This window comes from Thermobacillus xylanilyticus (genome assembly GCF_907165215.1).
Lineage (GTDB): Bacteria > Bacillota > Bacilli > Paenibacillales > Paenibacillaceae > Thermobacillus > Thermobacillus xylanilyticus.
In genome coordinates, this window is record NZ_CAJRAY010000033.1 from 1 (window position 1) to 16,014 (window position 16,014).

General features: G+C 60.0%; 11 protein-coding genes and 1 riboswitch. Of the genes, 6 read left to right on the plus strand and 5 right to left on the minus strand.

Translation table 11 applies throughout. The annotated features are described in order from the left end of the window. Positions 1-140: 140 nt before the first annotated feature. The gene (locus KJQ12_RS07035; protein WP_213484043.1) at positions 141-1,049 is read right to left on the minus strand and encodes a LysR family transcriptional regulator; all 909 of its coding nucleotides are present in this window, start codon (positions 1,047-1,049) and stop codon (positions 141-143) included. Between the two features lie 149 nt (positions 1,050-1,198). Here KJQ12_RS07035 and KJQ12_RS07040 point away from each other — a divergent pair, with 149 nt between their 5' ends. Further along, positions 1,199-2,620 carry a DHA2 family efflux MFS transporter permease subunit gene (locus KJQ12_RS07040; RefSeq protein WP_244860479.1) on the plus strand — a complete coding sequence of 474 codons (1,422 nt, stop codon included), beginning with the start codon at positions 1,199-1,201 and terminating at the stop codon, positions 2,618-2,620. A gap of 18 nt (positions 2,621-2,638) precedes the next feature. On the opposite strand, the gene KJQ12_RS07045 is transcribed toward KJQ12_RS07040, so the two are convergent. Then, entirely contained in the window at positions 2,639-4,117 is a 1,479-nt protein-coding gene (locus tag KJQ12_RS07045) for a hypothetical protein (RefSeq protein WP_213484044.1), read from the minus strand. A gap of 455 nt (positions 4,118-4,572) precedes the next feature. Between KJQ12_RS07045 and KJQ12_RS19880 the strand changes: the two genes are divergently transcribed. After that, positions 4,573-4,710, plus strand: a complete 138-nt coding sequence (locus KJQ12_RS19880) for an S-layer homology domain-containing protein (protein WP_425315964.1) — start codon at positions 4,573-4,575, stop codon at positions 4,708-4,710. Between the two features lie 386 nt (positions 4,711-5,096). Here the strand turns inward: KJQ12_RS19880 and KJQ12_RS07055 are convergent, their stop codons facing one another. From KJQ12_RS07055 to KJQ12_RS07065, 3 genes are all read right to left on the minus strand, one after another. Further along, on the minus strand, positions 5,097-5,288 hold the full coding sequence (locus KJQ12_RS07055) for a hypothetical protein (RefSeq protein ID WP_213484045.1): 192 nt from the start codon (positions 5,286-5,288) through the stop codon (positions 5,097-5,099). A gap of 238 nt (positions 5,289-5,526) precedes the next feature. Then, positions 5,527-7,065, minus strand: a complete 1,539-nt coding sequence (gene rlmD / locus KJQ12_RS07060) for a 23S rRNA (uracil(1939)-C(5))-methyltransferase RlmD (RefSeq protein WP_213484046.1) — start codon at positions 7,063-7,065, stop codon at positions 5,527-5,529. A gap of 215 nt (positions 7,066-7,280) precedes the next feature. Then, positions 7,281-8,285 carry an aldo/keto reductase gene (locus KJQ12_RS07065; RefSeq protein ID WP_213484047.1) on the minus strand — a complete coding sequence of 335 codons (1,005 nt, stop codon included), beginning with the start codon at positions 8,283-8,285 and terminating at the stop codon, positions 7,281-7,283. 118 nt (positions 8,286-8,403) lie between these two features. On the opposite strand from KJQ12_RS07065, the gene pdxR reads away from it, so the two are divergent. The 4 genes from pdxR to KJQ12_RS07085 all read left to right on the plus strand — a co-directional run bounded on the left by pdxR (position 8,404) and on the right by KJQ12_RS07085 (position 15,842). Beyond that, positions 8,404-9,840 (plus strand): MocR-like pyridoxine biosynthesis transcription factor PdxR, encoded by a 1,437-nt coding sequence (gene pdxR / locus KJQ12_RS07070; RefSeq protein WP_213484048.1) that lies wholly within the window; start codon positions 8,404-8,406, stop codon positions 9,838-9,840. A 70-nt stretch (positions 9,841-9,910) separates the two neighbouring features. Continuing rightward, on the plus strand, positions 9,911-11,455 hold the full coding sequence (locus tag KJQ12_RS07075) for a stalk domain-containing protein (RefSeq protein ID WP_213484049.1): 1,545 nt from the start codon (positions 9,911-9,913) through the stop codon (positions 11,453-11,455). A 79-nt stretch (positions 11,456-11,534) separates the two neighbouring features. Continuing rightward, positions 11,535-13,331 carry a B12-binding domain-containing radical SAM protein gene (locus KJQ12_RS07080; protein ID WP_213484050.1) on the plus strand — a complete coding sequence of 599 codons (1,797 nt, stop codon included), beginning with the start codon at positions 11,535-11,537 and terminating at the stop codon, positions 13,329-13,331. A gap of 60 nt (positions 13,332-13,391) precedes the next feature. Further along, positions 13,392-13,475: riboswitch (cyclic di-GMP riboswitch) on the plus strand. 93 nt (positions 13,476-13,568) lie between these two features. After that, positions 13,569-15,842: a putative bifunctional diguanylate cyclase/phosphodiesterase gene (locus KJQ12_RS07085; protein WP_213484051.1), complete on the plus strand. Its 2,274-nt coding sequence runs from the start codon at positions 13,569-13,571 to the stop codon at positions 15,840-15,842. Positions 15,843-16,014 lie beyond the last annotated feature (172 nt).

Consider the following 16,014-nt stretch of genomic DNA (forward strand, 5'->3'; position numbering starts at 1 on the left):
TACCAAAGATTTGGGCACTTTTTTATGTTTTCAATGAACGGTACTTTCGAAATTTAGGGTAAATCATACAGAACCTTAAATTAATGACAAAAGCCCGTTCGACCTCGCCGGTTGAACGGGCTTGCTTACGTTCCGGCTTTTTATGCATGCCCTTGGGCTCCATCTCCATTGCGCAATGCGGCGTCGATAAAATGATCCACCAGCGCAAGGGAATGCCCCCGTCTCCAATAAATGGCGAATTCGAACTCGAAACGCGGTTCAACCAAAGGAAGATAGGCGACCCGATCGTTGTAAAGTTTGTTCAAACAGGCAAACACAACGGCGATGCCCATTTCGGAGGAAACCAATCCGAGCGCCAGTTGATCGTTGGCGGTCTCTTGCACAATCCGGGGCGTAAAACCCGCCTGCCGGCACAGATAAAGGAAGCAATCGTGCAGAAGCGCGTTTCCCTGACGATTCACGAGAACGAACGGCTCGTCCGACAGATCTTTCAATTTCACCTCATGACCGCCGGCCAGCGGGTGAGATTGGGGAACGGCCACGGTCATCGGTTCGATGGACAATGTCCTCCATTCATAGGCCGGCAGACCGTTCTGGCCGATGGCTTTGATGTTGAAGGCCACATCGACTTCACCGGCGAGCAGCTTGGTCTCAAGCTCGGCGGGACTCGATTCGAGCAACACCACTTTGACATCCGGATGCCGGTTTCGAAATCGTTTGACCGCGTCAGGCAGAACACCGTAAGACATGGGATGGACATAACCGACGACAAGCCGGCCTCTTTCACCGCGATCCGCGCGGCGTGCTTCATCCACACCCCGTTCCAGATGAACGAAGATGTGCTTCACTTCGTCCAGGAACGCTTCCCCTGCCATCGTCAATGACACTTTGCGGGTTGTACGCTCGAACAATTTGACCCCCAGCTCGGATTCCAACTGTTTGATTTGAAAGCTTACCGCTTGCTGAGCCATATGCAGCTTTTCCGCCGCCCGGGCAAAATGAAGCTCGGAGGCGACGGCTGCAAAACAGCGCAGTTGCTGTAACTCCACCGTAAATCCTCCCATTCATCGTGCTTATTATCATGTTTTATTATATATGATTTTATTGTTAATAAACAAAAATTCTGTGTTGGCCCGTTCGTTAACCCATTGGATATACTCAACACAACCATACGCTGCATGTTCGAGGAGGTTCAGTCGTGGAGATCGCAAGCTCATCTGCCGTCATGACTGACGGGCAACGCACACGCATGGTCGCTGCGCTCATCATCGGGGCTTTCATTGCCGTCTTGAATGAAACGATGATCCAGGTCGCGTTTCCCGATCTGATGAGGGATTTTTCCGCTCCGCTCATGACCGTTCAATGGCTGGCCGCCGTGTATATGCTCGTTGTCGGAACACTCGTGCCCGTCACCGCTTTGCTGCAGCAGTGGTTTACGACACGCCAAATGTTTTTGTCCGCGGCGATTTTCTTTCTTGCCGGGACCGTCGTTTGCGGCGCGGCCCCCGTTTTTTCCGTGCTGCTCTTCGGAAGAGCGGTGCAAGCGCTCGGAACCGGGCTCATGCTGCCGGTGATGATGAACACGATGATGCATATTTTCCCGCCGGAACGCAGGGGGGGCGCGATGGGCATGATCGGGCTGGTCGTCATGTTTGCTCCCGCGATCGGGCCGACGGTTGCGGGATTGATCATCGACTGGCTCTCGTGGCGCTGGATGTTTTATCTGATCATTCCGACCGCGGCGTTTTCGGTGTTGTTTGCGGCGGCCTCATTGCGCAATGTATCCGACCTTGCAAAACCGAAAGTCGACTATCTTTCCATCGTGTTGTCCTGCATCGGATTTGGAGGATTGGTGTATGGATTGAGCGCCTCCGCCATACACCTCACATCCGAAACATGGGGTTCACTTATTGCCGGAGGCATTGCTTTGGCCTTGTTCGTTCTTCGGCAGTTGTCCATCTCCGCGCCGATCCTGGAGCTCAGGACCTTTCGACATCCGATGTTCAGCCTTGCGATGGTGCTCGTCCTGCTGCTCATGATGGTGATGTTCTCCGCGGGGTTGCTGCTTTCGCAATTCATGCTGATCGTACTGGGGATGACCGCGTTTGAAGTCGGATTGTGCGGGTTATTGCCGGGGGTCGCTTATGCCGCCATGTCGCTGGTATCCGGCAAGTGGTTTGACCGATATGGTGTAAAAGTGCTGATCGTTCCGGGTTTTGTGCTGGTTTTGCTCTCGTTGTGGGCATTCACCTGGTTGGATATGGGCACAACGGCGTTCTATATCATCGCCATGAACGTCTTGCTCAGCATCGGCATACCGCTCGTCATCACGCCCGTTCAGACCGCGGGACTGAACGCATTGCCAAGAAGACTGTTTCCGCACGGCGCGGCGATTGTGAATACCCTCATGCAAATTGCCGGCGCCATCGGAATCGTCACGTTTACGGGAATCGTATCCAAAGTCAGCAGCGATTACATGGAATCGTCGGGCAATGCATTGTCCGACCAGCTTGAGGGATTTGCTGCCGGCATCCAAAGCGCGTTTTGGTGGGCGATGGCGGTCGGAGCGGCGGCTCTGGTCGCCGGCATGTTCATGAAGCGGGCCGAGCCGCCCGAATAAGTTCACTTTCCGCAGCCATTACGCTTCGGACAATGCATCGTAGAAAAATTGCGCCGCCGTATCCCAGCTTTCGTAAACATCCATGGTTTCATGGCTGATGCGTTTGACCGAACCGTCATGGCGCAGGATCACGATATCGCCGTCCGCGCATCTGGCGATTGCGATTCCCGTATGTCGGACGGCCAGCAATTCTTCTTTTTCGATATGCCCGGCGTAGTCCCGGGTTTCCTTGAGCGATTCCGCATAGGACAGAAACTCGTATTCATCCGACAAACTGCCGCCGTCCGAGATGGCATAGTAGGGAATAAGCGGCTCGTACGGCGTTCCGGTCAAGGTGTCGCGGGTCTTTTGGGCGAGCGCTTTTTTGAAGTCTTCGGGCCGCAGCTTTTTAATGGCCCGGAACAATTTCAGCGCGTCTTTCTCGGATGCTTTGCGTTCCGGCTTCGGGTTTTGCTTCAGTTCCGCATAATCGGCATTCAGTTGCCGGACGACTTCCCGGGACGGGTACGGGATCGGTTCCGATGTCTGGATATGGTATCCCGCCGGTTCATCCTCATAGAGCACAACCGGCGTCAGATATTCGTTGCGGATGACCTTTTCAGCCAGCAGCTTTTCCGCCGCATGTTTACGGATGAGCGCATAATGGCTCGAGTAATCGCCCCTGTAGAAGTAGACGCAGGCAAAATCGGTTGCCGGCATTTTGTTTTTCGGCAGTTGAATGGGCAAGTGGACTCTCAGGTCGTAAAACATTTGCGACAGTTTCGGCAACCTGCCGCCCAGCGCCTGATACTTCCGGTAGAGCGGGGAACCGGCGGAATGGTCGAAATTTTTGTAGCCGTAATCTTTTGAATCGGAATAAGTCAAATACCGGTCGCACGCGAACTCGGGGACAACGTGATCGATGATCAGCCCGAAGAACTGCGCGGCATGATACCGGCCGATATCCCGGATCCAATAAAAATCGACGCCGCTGAAACCGTGTTTGAGGCAACAGTCCCTGAATTTTTCGTTTACGTGGGGCAACGGGTTATTCCATATCACTTGAACGGTTCTGGGAATTTTATAAGCGCAGACTTCGTCAATGGTCAGCGGATTTCCGTCTCTGTCCGTAACGTTCGCATAATTCCATTCGCCATTTGACAAGTAAGTGGATTCGAGAAGATACCATTCGCTGTCAAAATCCGCATTTTGTCTGGTGTAGATTCCGCGCAAATAATAGCCTTCATTCAATACAAAAGCGTGAATTCGCTCCAGCAGCGCATCAATGTCGGGTCTGCCCAGATCCAGGCTGCACCAGCCTACACTGTCGCACTTCAGCCCCAGGGCATGCACCAGATCGATGGTTTTCCTCAGTCTCTCTTCTTCTTTCATCCGGTTGCTTTCCGTCCATTCGCCGAATGGAACGCTTCTGTCCGGGATATTCTCTTCGCAGGACTTCGAGTCGATCTTATCGTCCATAATCCACAGGAGGTGTTCTTCGAACGGGTAAGCGGGCATATTCGGCACCTCTCTCGAAAAAGCTGCATGTAAAGTTCGGGCATATTGCCAATAAATCCTTTGTCCGGGTGAAAAAAAGCCCTCTCCTCGGAGGATCGTTGGAAAAAACAGTGCTTAAGCACCTCTTATTTTGAAAAAAAGTTATGATAGAATATTTTTTCAAATCGATCCAATGCGTTATACTCCGACCGAATTAACTATGGGGAAGGGGCCGGAGGATGGAACTTTTCTCACGGGCCAAGCCGGAGCATCCCGCGGCATCGGTGACGGTGAACGGGGAGCCCGCAACGGACGGCGGAATATCGGTCGCGCTGGAATCCGGGGACAATGAGTTCCGGATAGCGGTCCGCGCGAAAACGGCGATGTCCGGACATACACGCTGACGATTCGGCGCACCGTGGTCGAGGCGGGTCTGCCCGTTCGAAGATATTCGCGGCCACTGGGCGGAAGCGATCATTTGCGATGCGTTCGCCGACGCTTCCGACATTCCGGAGTGGGCGGCAACAGCCGTTCGCGCCGCGGCGGCGAAAGGCATCGTGAAAGGTTACCGGAACGGAAAAATGGTTTTGATTAAGATAGCTGGCTTTAAATAATTGGACCGCCTGCTCGTATATTTATTCTGATGAAGGATTCGATACTCGTGTCGGTGAGACCCAGGAACGATACGAACCATCGCTCCAAGTGATTCTTTCCGCTTTCCATGCCAATTCGAATGGATCCAGAGGCAGCCATACAAAAGGAAAACCTGCCGGATCGTGCATTAATATCTCATTTTCATTGTAATCCAGAGCCAAACAATAATGATCAGATCCGCCAAGAACATGATGATTTGGATTATATGTCAGGTAGCCCATATCAAATGGCCCTAACATGACCGGCGATCTGTTCAGATCATCTTTCAATTCATTTAACGGGATGGGTTCTCCATCTTTATATACCTTCTCGATAACGTTAAAGCCCAGGATTTCAAATGCATGGTTTACGCCTTTGTCCGGGCTGCTTGTGCAATCATCGAAAAAAGCAAATTGCTTTCATTTTCAACAAAAGCTCCCAACGAAAATCCCGTAAGAACTTCAAATAATGAAGGGGAGATATCTTCTCCGATCGTTTTCAGCAACATTGAAGCCGAATTTGAATAACAATAAGCTCCATTCCCAAGATACGCGGTCATGTAACCATTCCTTTCCGGGCATGATGAGAACATGTGTTCCCTTTCTATTATACGCCAATAAGATAAATTTTCAACAAAAGGAATATGGAGATGGTATTAAATAAATAATGTTTTTATCGTGAGTTGCTAAACGCTGGACGGGTTGCTTATATAAACAAAAATGGAGTGCCAAATCTGTTGCCAGTTTGCACTCCATTTTTCGTGTCTGTTCAGTTTTTGCACCCTGAAAGGGAACCCGTTACCGAACCAACAATGTCACCGACTCCACATGGCTCGTCTGCGGGAACATGTCCACCGGCTGCACCCATTCGATCCTATAGCCCGCATCGAGCAGCACGCGGCAATCCTTCGCGAGCGTCGCCGGGTTGCACGAGACGTAGACGAACCGGGCCGGCTTCACGTCGGCGACCGTCCGCAGCAGGGCGGCGTCGCAGCCGGTGCGCGGCGGATCGACGACGATGACGTCGGGGCGGAAGCCTTGCTTCACCCAGCGGGGCAGCAGCTCTTCGGCCCGCCCGACATAGAAGCGGGCGTTCGTCCGGCCGTTCAGCCGGGCATTGCGTTCCGCGTCGTCGACCGCTTCGCGGATCGTCTCGATGCCGCGGACCTCGCGCGCGTGCGGCGCGAGCCAGAGGGCGATCGTGCCGGTGCCGCAGTAGGCGTCGACGACCGTCTCCCTTCCGGTCAGCGCGGCCGCCTCCCGCGCCAGGTCGTACAGCTTCACCGTCTGCTCCGGATTGAGCTGGAAGAAGGCGCGCGGCGAGAGCTTGAAGCGCAGGTCGCCGAGGCGCGTCTCCAGATCAGGCTTGCCCCAGAGCAGCCGGGTGCGCTCGCCGAAGACAAGCGGGGAGCTGCCGCGGTTGACGTTGACCGAGATCGAGATAATCTGCGGCAGCTCCCGGCGGATCGCCTCGACGAGCCGGTCCCGGCCGGGGAACTGCTCGGCGGAGGCGACGAGCGTCAGCTGCAGCTCGCCCGATTCGGGGGCGACGCGCAGCACGACGGTGCGCAGCGCGCCGTCCGGGCCGGCGCCGACCGGCACGCCGGCCCGCTCGGCCAGCCGCCGGATCCGCTCGGCGGCTGCGCTCACGGCCGGGTGCTGCACCGCGCACCCGGCGATGTCGACGAGCCGGCGGCTGCCCGGCTCGTACAATCCGAGGGCAAGCCCGCCGCCCGGCTTATGCCCCGCCTGCAGCTGCGCTTTGTTGCGGTAGCGCCAGGGCTCGTCCATGCCGATGATCGGGCGCAGCGGCAGCTCCGCCCCCTCGAGGCCCGCGTAGCGCGCGAACGCTTCGCGCACGAGCTCTTCCTTCGCCGCGAGCTGGCCCGCGTAATCCATATGCTGCAGCTGGCAGCCGCCGCAGCGGTCGTACACGGGGCAGACCGGTTTCACCCGATGCGATGATCGCTTCTCGATCTCCGCGATCCTGGCCGTCAGCCGGTTCGGCTCCACGCCGGTCACGGCCGCCTTCACAACCTCGCCGGGCAGGGCGCCGGGCACGAAGACGGCTTTGCGCTTGTAGTATCCGACGCCTTCGCCGTTGATGCCGATCCGCTTGATCGTCACGACGATCCGGTCGCCCGGCCGGAGTTCGTCCGCTGCAGCGTCGGCAATCCGGACGGCGCCATCGCGGCCGTTCGCCCGGGGCGCGGCAGCAGCGCGCACGCGTTTCGAACCCGTCCGGTCCGCACCGCCAGGCATCCGCTTGTCCTTCCGTCCGGGCGCGTCCGGCCTTCCTTTTCCGCTTCCCGCGCCGCTTTCGCGATGTTCCCGCATCGTTGCATCCGCTCCGTTTCACTTGCTGGTCGTGTCCATCATAGCATGAACCGCTGATGCGCCGCCATTGCGGGTTGGGGGCGGCGCCCGTCGCCGAGCCATGGAACGCGCCGCCCGCCCCGCCATAGAAGAAAAAAATTCGTCTGTTTTCGAAATCGCCATGATTCCGAAAAACAGACGAACGCGTTTTTCAGCCGATTGCGCAGAGCCGCCGCTTACCCCGCCCGGCCGGCCTGCACTTCCAGGTTCCGCAAAATCCCGTCGATCTCCGCCATCTGCTCCGGTGTGAGCGGACCGAACGCCATCGCCTTCGCCGCTTCTTCCGCCTGCGCAGCGGTCTTGATTCCGGGAATCGGGATCGTGTTCGCGCTGCGCCCCCAGATCCAGGCAAGCGCGCCCTGCACCAGCGTCCGCCCGTCCGAGGTCAGCACGTCCCGGATGGCGTCCAGCGCGTCGAGATATTCCGGCACCGGCTTGCCGTCCTTGAACCAGCGCACCCAGGATTGCCCGCTGCCGCGCACATCGTCGCTCGCAAGCTGCGATGAGCGGTTGAACTTGCCGCTGAGCAGCCCCATGGCGAGCGGCGCGTTGTTGATGCTGGCGAGGCCGTGCCGTTCGCACACCTCGACCATCGGCGAATCGCTCACGACGTTGAGCGGATGCTGAAACGCGGCTGCGAAGGACCGCTTGGCGAACAACTCGGCCGCTTCCGCGTCTTCCGTGCTCCAGCCGTACGCGCGGATCCACCCTTTCTTCCGGAGCTGCTCCAGCGAGTAGATCATGGAGTCCAGCCGTTCCCGCGGCACGACGCCGGGATGGATCTGGTACAGATCGATATAGTCCGTTCCCAGCCGCCGCAGCGACCGTTCGCATGCCTCATTAATATAATTCGGCGATACATCGATCTTCGTGTAAACATTCCGACTTGTCTCGTCATAGGTGAACCCGAACTTCGTGGCGATGACCGCTTCGTGCCGGCGGCCTTTCAACGCGCGGCCCAGAATCTCCTCGCTATGCCCGGTGCCGTAAACATCCGCCGTATCGAAAAAATTGACGCCGTTCGCAAGCGCACGTTCAATCGCGCGGATCGACTCATTGTCGTCCACATCGCCCCAGCCGTCGGGATACCCGTCCAGAAAAAACGGCCCGCCGATCGGCCAGCAGCCGAAACCGACGCCGCTCACTTCAATGTCCGTATGGCCCAGTCGTCTCGTAAACATTTTCCATAAACTCCTTTCCCCGTCATCTGGCACCCATTATAATGAGAAAAAGTGGTCATTCACAGAACCACTTTCCGATCATTTTGATGGAACCACTTTGCAAAGGAGTTCGATCCCATTGTTCGGCATCACGCTCGACCGGTCATCGGCCCGCTCGGCCACCGCCCAGCTCTGCGACCAGATCCGGCGCTTGATCGAGATCGGAGAACTGGAGCGGGGGACGCGCCTGCCCTCCACCCGGAATCTGGCGAAGGAACTCGGCATCGCCCGGAACGTCGCCATCGAGGCCTATGAACAATTGATTGCGGAAGGCTACCTCGTCGGACGCATCGGTTCCGGCACCTTCGTGGCCGAAGGGATCACGCCGGGCATCGGCCTCCGCGCCGCCGACACCCGCGAGGCGTCCGGCAGGACGGAGGCGGCCGCTCCGGCCGGGCAGGACGCACCGCGCGCAGGCGACGGAGCCGGCGGGTTGATCCGCTTCGACACCGGCGTGCCGGATCTGGAACGCTTCCCCCGCAGACGGTGGGCCCGCTATCTGAAAGAAGCGGCGGAAGAAGCGGAAGGCCGCTATGACTACCGCGATGTCCGGGGAGAGGAAGGGCTGCGCCGGGAAATCGCCGCGTTCCTGCATCGCTCCAGAGGAATGCGATGCGATCCGGACCGCATCATGATCGTGAACGGCTCATCGGAAGGATTCGCCTTGGTCGCCCGGACGCTCAAGCCGCAGTTCGATTCCGTCTGCCTTGAAGATCCGACGATCGAGATTACGGGGCATATTTTCCTGCAGTCGGGCTACCGGATCGAGCCGGTGCCGGTCGACGAGTCCGGCATGCGGGTGCACGAGATCGGGACGCTGCCGCCCGGCAGATTGCTGGTTCTGACGCCGTCCCATCAATATCCGACCGGCAGCATCCTGCCGATCCAGCGCCGGCTGCATGCCGTCCAACTGGCCGAAGAAGCCGACGCCTACATTATGGAGGACGATTACGACGGCGATTTCCGGCTGAAGGGGGTGCCGATTCCGCCGCTGTACACGCTGGGGCCCGAGCGCGTCATCTACGCGGGGACGTTCAGCAAGACGCTCGCGCCCGGGCTGCGCCTCGGCTTCCTCGTGCTGCCGCGCAGCCTGGCGGGGAAGTTCGCCGCTTTCAAGGAAGCGGCGAACCTGCGAACGCCCGCCGTGCTGCAGGCCGCCCTGGCCCGGTTCATCCGGGACGGGCACCTGGAGCGCCATATCTACCGGATGCGGGCCGTGTACCGCACCCGGCGCGCGCTGCTCATCGAGGCGCTGAACCGGCATTTCGGCGGGCGCGCCGTCATCCGGGGCGACGAAGCGGGGATGCACCTGCTGGTGGAATTTCCGGACCTTGATGCGGCTCCGGAGTGGTCCCGGTCGGCGGAATACGGCGTCGTCGTCGACAGTGTCGAAGATTACTGCCTGCAGCGGGGATTTCGCACCCGTCAGATCGTGCTCGGGTACGGCAATATCCGCGAGGAAGACATCGAGCCGGGCATCGAGCGGCTGAGCCGGTTTGTGCGGGAACGGGGATAAGGCGATGGACAACCCTGCCGCCCGGTGGTACGATGGCCTTGGGAGACATAGGAGAAACCTGGAGGGAGAAATGGTTACAACATTCGCAAGACTCAGACGCGGCATTGCCATTTGCACCGCGGCTGTGCTGATCGCATGGCCGCTCACGGGAGCATGGACGCGGCCCGCCGCCGCGGCGCAGACGGCTCCCGTGGAGTCGCAGCAGGCCGGCATCCGGGTGATGATCGACGACAAGCCGTTCACGTTCTCGCCTTCGCCGGTTCAGGAGAACGGCGTGACGCTCGTCCCGATGCGGCAAATCTTCTCCGCCCTCGGCGCCCAGGTCACCTGGGTTCCGGCGACAAAGTCCGTTTTCGCGAAGAAAGGCACGATGATGGTCGCGCTGCAGGTCGGCTCGCGGCAAGCGGTCGTGAACGGCAACGCGGTCATGCTGGACGTTCCCGTACGGACCGTTGACGGCGCGACGATGGTGCCGCTGCGCCTCGTCGGCGACGCGTTCGGCGCGCGGACCACATGGAATGCGGAAACCCGCACGATCTTCATCGAGACCGCGGAATACCGAGAAGCGCTCGAACGGGAGATGAAGGAGAAGTACGGGAAGCTGACCCCGGCGGAAATCGTGGCCATGAACGACGACAAGGTCGTCATGATCATCACCGACAACGCCCAGGGAAGCGGCGTCATCGTCGGCGACCGCTGGGTGCTCACGAATTATCACGTGATCGACGGCTCGGCTTCGGGCAACGTCGTTCTGAACGACGGCACCATCATCGGCATTCTCGGGGTGGCCGCCGCCGATGAAGACGCGGATCTGGCCATCGTGCAGACCGCGCGCCCGCTGGGCATTGAACCGGTGACGTTCGCGGACGCGTCCACGGTGGACAAAGGCGACCGGATCGTGGCCATCGGCAGCCCGCTCGGCTACCAGAACACCGTATCCGAAGGCCTGATCAGCAACATGATCTACGAAGGTCTCGTCAGCTACTACCAGATCAACGCGCCGGTTGACAGCGGCAGTTCCGGCGGCGCCGTGTTCAACGAATACGGCGAACTGGTCGGCATCTCGACGGCCGTCATCCGGGATACGCTGGCCGATCTCAACTTCGCGGTTCCGGCGCTGTACGCCGAACTGCTCCTCATGGAACTGGAGGCGGACCCGCCTGCGCAGAGCGAGATCCGGTTCCCGGAGAGCAGGCTTCCGGACAGTCTGGAAGGCGCGTCGAACGAAGAAATCCGCCGCCTGCTCGCGAAGGAATTCGGAAGCGCCCAGACGTCGAAGGGACCGGCGGCGTTCACCGACTGGACCGTCACCCGCGACGCGCAAGGCTGGCTGGTCGTGACCGCGGTCATCAACCCGTCCTTCTACATGCTGTACGGCAAAGATTCGGCGGGAGAGCTGCGCCTCTGGGCGATCGACCTCGCCATGGAACTGCGCCGCATGCTGCCGGATGTCAATCTTGAACTGATCGTCTATTATTCGCAGGTTTTCAACGCCGAACCGCGCGGCTTCGGGCCGGGCGTCGTGACGAATCTCGGCGACGGCCGCTGGCGCGTCCAATACGAAGTCATGCATCTGCAATATATGGACAGACTGCATATCAGCGACAACTTCTAAAACCATTACGACACGGCGGCCTGCCGCTTCCGACCCCGAAGGGAGCGGCGGGCCGATCCTTGTCCATCGAGGTTATGCCATGAAAATCGTGCTCGCCGCGCTCAACGCGAAATACATTCACACCTCGCTCGCCTTGCGCTGCCTGAAAGCGTACAGCGGGCGCGAATTCGACATTGAAATCGCCGAGTACACGATCAAGGACCCGGCGATGCACATCACCGCCGACCTGTATCGGAGGAAGCCGGACGTGGTCGGTTTCTCGTGCTACATCTGGAACATCGAGGAGACGATTACGGTCATCGACATGCTGCGCAAGGTGCTCCCCGATGTCCGCATCGTGCTCGGCGGCCCGGAGGTCAGCTACGACACGGAATACTGGATGGAGCGGCTGGATGCGGTCGATTTCATCGTCATGGGCGAGGGTGAGGAGACGTTTCACCATTTGCTGACCGAAATCCGGGGAGAAGGCAAGTTCCATTACGTGTTCGGCGCCGCATACCGCAAGACGCTGCCGGACGGCACGCGCGAGATCCGGATCAATCCGCCGCGGCCGAAGGCGGACCTCACGAAGATGCCCTCGCCGCACCGGCTGCCGGAAGACAGGCCGCATCTGAAAAACCGGATCGTCTACTTCGAGACGAGCCGCGGCTGTCCGTTCAGCTGCCAGTTCTGCCTGTCCAGCATCGAGACGGGGGTCCGATACTACGATCTCGAGCAGACGAAGGCGGACCTGCTCTACCTGATCGAATCGGGCGCCCGGCTGATCAAATTCGTCGACCGGACGTTCAACATCCGCCGCGACTATGCGCTCGAGCTGTTCCGCTTCCTGATCGACAACCATAACGGATGCGTCTTCCAGTTCGAAATCACCGCCGACATCATGCGGCCCGAGGTGCTCGAATTTCTGGCGGAACACGCGCCGCCCGGCATTTTCCGCTTCGAGATCGGCGTGCAGTCTACGAACGATCCGACGAATGAAGCGGTCATGCGCCGCCAGAACTTCGCGAAGCTGAGCCGCACGGTCACGACGATCCGGGACAGCGGGAAAATCGCCCAGCACCTCGACCTGATCGCCGGACTGCCGCATGAAGACTATGGCACGTTCCGCAAGACGTTCAACGACGTGTTCGCCCTGCGCCCCGAAGAGCTGCAGCTCGGCTTCCTGAAAATGCTGCGCGGCACCGGTCTCCGGCGGGATGCGGCGAAATACGGCTACGTTTTCATGGATCGGGCGCCGTACGAGATTTTGTCGAACGATGTGCTCTCCTTCGGCGACATCGTGCGGATCAAACGCGTCGAGGATGTGCTGGAGAAATATTGGAACGCGCACCGGATGGACCGCACGCTGCTGTATCTGGCGTTCCGGGTGTTCGAGTCGCCGTTTGATTTTTTCCAGCAGTTCGGGGACTACTGGGAAGAGCGGGGCTGGCAGCGGATCGGCCATCAGCTCGAAGATCTGTTCACCCGGCTGTGGTCGTTCCTCGAGGATTGCGGGCCTCCGGCACTGGAGCGGGATCTGGCGCTCGGTCTCATGAAATACGACTATTTCCTCAACCACAAGTACAAGCCGCGCGCCGTATGGTGGGAATTTCAAATGGACAAGCGGGAGCATGCCGCCTGGCTGCGCCGTCTGGCCGAGCGTCCGGAGGACGTATCCCCCGCGTTCGCCGCGCTGAGGCCGGACGAGAAGCTGCTGCAGAAGCACACCGTGATCGAGCGGCTGCCGTTTGATCTCGCCGCCTGGCTGGACAATGGCGAATTTTCGCGAAATGTCGAAACACTGCTGGTCGTCTGCTACGGCCTGGGCGATGCAGGAACATCGGCGCATATGCTGCGCATCCAACCGGGCGGGGAGAATCATGTGAAAGGTGGTTAAAGAAGGAAATCGGGAGAAAATGTCGAATCTTTGCAGTGACAACCGAATAGCTGTGCACCAAGCTGATAAAGGCAAACCATATGAAAATATGGGACGCAAAGCCACGGGTCTAAGGCGGAATGCTATGACAGCCGGGCTGCCGGAGTTTGTGCAATCTGTGACGCAGACTGCCTTCATGAGCTTGGAGGCAGTTTTTTTGCGGTCCGGTGTTTGCGTCCCCGCCTGCGGGGGAGGAACATGTCGGATAGAACGCTTGCGAGGAAAGCATTCGGTTGGAAGGGGGGAATTGATGTCATTCTGGCGGCGGCATCCGTCGCCTTCACGATCTTGCCGGCGACGCCGGCTTTTGTGTCCGGTTCCGGGTGGGCCGGATGCTTTCTGCTTCTTCTCTTGCGGCGGGCGGGCTTTCGCTTCGCCGCGGCGGCGGCGCTGGCGGCCGCGGCGGCCGGTTTCTGGCTCGGAGACCGTCCCTGGACCGTCTTCCTTGCCGTCTTCGAGATCACCCTGCTCGCCGCATGGCTGAAGCGCGGCCGTGAAGACCTGCTGCCCCCGGAGCTGGTCTATCAATCGGTCGTGGCCGTGCCGGCCGCGCTGCTGGCGGTGTTCGCATCCGGCGGAACGGCCGGCGAGGCGGCCGCGGCGGCTTCCGGCAGTCTCATCGTCGGCGCGGCATCCGTGCTGCTGGCGGATCTGCTGCACCATTACCGGCCGCTCGTCCGCCTGATCGGAAGACGGCAGGGAGCAGAGGACGCCGGACGTGTTCCGCTGCGGCGGATGATCGCGCACCTGGCGTCGGCCTCCGCCGTCCTGTCCGGCCTGCCGGTCATTGTGATCGCCGGCCTGTCGTTTTCGTCCGGCGATGCTTCGTCGGCGGCGATGGTCGCCGCCGCGGCGGCCGTGCTGTCCTCGGCCCTGGGCGCATATTATCTGTCCGGCCGGATTTCGGGCGCTTTCGAACGGCTGGTCTCGGCGACGGCCGGCCTGCATTTGAGACTGCGGCAGGATGCGGACGTGTGCTGGCCGGCCGGCGGCGCGGCGGAGGCCGCCGAGATCGCGGCGAATTGCCGGGACATCGCGGACAAACTCGCGGACCAGTATCATGCGAACGAGCAGATGACGGAATTGCTGCGGGAACAGTCCGCCCGGCTCCGCGCCTCCGAAGCGGCGCTCGAGCGGCTGTCCTACCACGATACGCTCACATCGCTGCCGAACCGGTTCTATTTCTACGAGCGGCTGCGCGCGATGATGGACGAACACAGGGGCCGCGGCGTCGGCCTCATGCTGCTCGACGTCGACCGGTTCAAGCAGGTGAACGACTCGCTCGGCCACGCTTCGGGCGACGAGATGCTGCGCATCATCGCGGGCCGCCTGCGCGAGCTGTGCGGGGACGAGGCGGTCATCTGCCGGCTTGGCGGCGACGAATTTGCCATCATGGTGCCGGGCAATTCGCGCGATGCGCTGAGCCGGCTCGGCGACGCCATTCTTGAAGCGGCCGCGGAACCGGTGCGCGTGGGCGACAAGGAGCTGTACGTCGGCGCCAGCATCGGCATCAGCCTGTATCCCGAAGATGCGGTTCGGGTGGAGGAGCTGGTGCGGAACGCGGATACCGCGATGTACACGGCGAAGGAAGCAGGCGGGCGGCGGTACGAGTTTTATTTCAGCTCCATGAAGGAACAGGTGTCCGAGCGGCTCGAGATGGAGACCAGCCTGCACAAGGCGCTGGAGCTCGGGCAGTTCGAGCTGTTCTATCAGCCGAAGATGGACGCGGACGGGCTGCAGACGTTCGGGTTCGAGGCGCTGATCCGCTGGTACCGTCCGGGCCGGGGCTACGTCCCCCCCGATCTGTTCATTCCGCTCGCGGAGGAGACGGGCGTCATCCAGGCGATCGGCGACTGGGTGCTGCGGACGGCCTGCAGGCAGTGCGTGGAGTGGTACAAAGCCGGGTATCCGCCCGCGGTCGTGGCGGTCAACGTATCGCCCCGGCAATTCGAGGACCCGAAATTTGTCGAACAGGTGGAAGCGATTCTCGAAGAGACGGGCATGCGGCCGGAATGGCTGGAACTCGAAATTACGGAAAGTTTCCTGCAGCGGGACCGAAACGTCGTCATCGACATGCTCAAGCGGCTGAAGGACCGCGGCATCCGCATTTCGATCGACGATTTCGGCACGGGCTACTCGTCGCTGTCCCTGCTCAAAAATTTGCCGATCCACGCCGTGAAAATCGACCGCACGTTCATCCGCCACATCGACACCGACAGCAAGAACGCTTCGATCGTGTCGGCCATCATGGCGCTGGCCCACAGCATGAACCTGCGCGTCGTCGCGGAAGGCGTCGAGACGGAAGCCGAGCACCGGCTGCTGCGCAAGATGCATTGCGATGAGCTGCAAGGCTATTATTTCAGCGCGCCGCTCCGGGCGGAGGAGGCGCTGCCCTATCTCCGGCTGATGCGGGATCCGGCCGGCAGAAAACATCGCGGCGCCGGCGATGCCGCAGAGATCATACGGCATTAGGGATGCCGCGGAATTGCAAGATCATACATAACCGATGCGCCGGTGCGGCGCTGCCTGACGCTGCAGTGTGGGATGCACGCTGCAGCGTCTCTGCTTGGGGTGAGGCTGTAACGTGGTATGCACGTTACAGGCCTATCGGCGGGGCTTCGCGCGAGGCTGTAACGTGGTATGC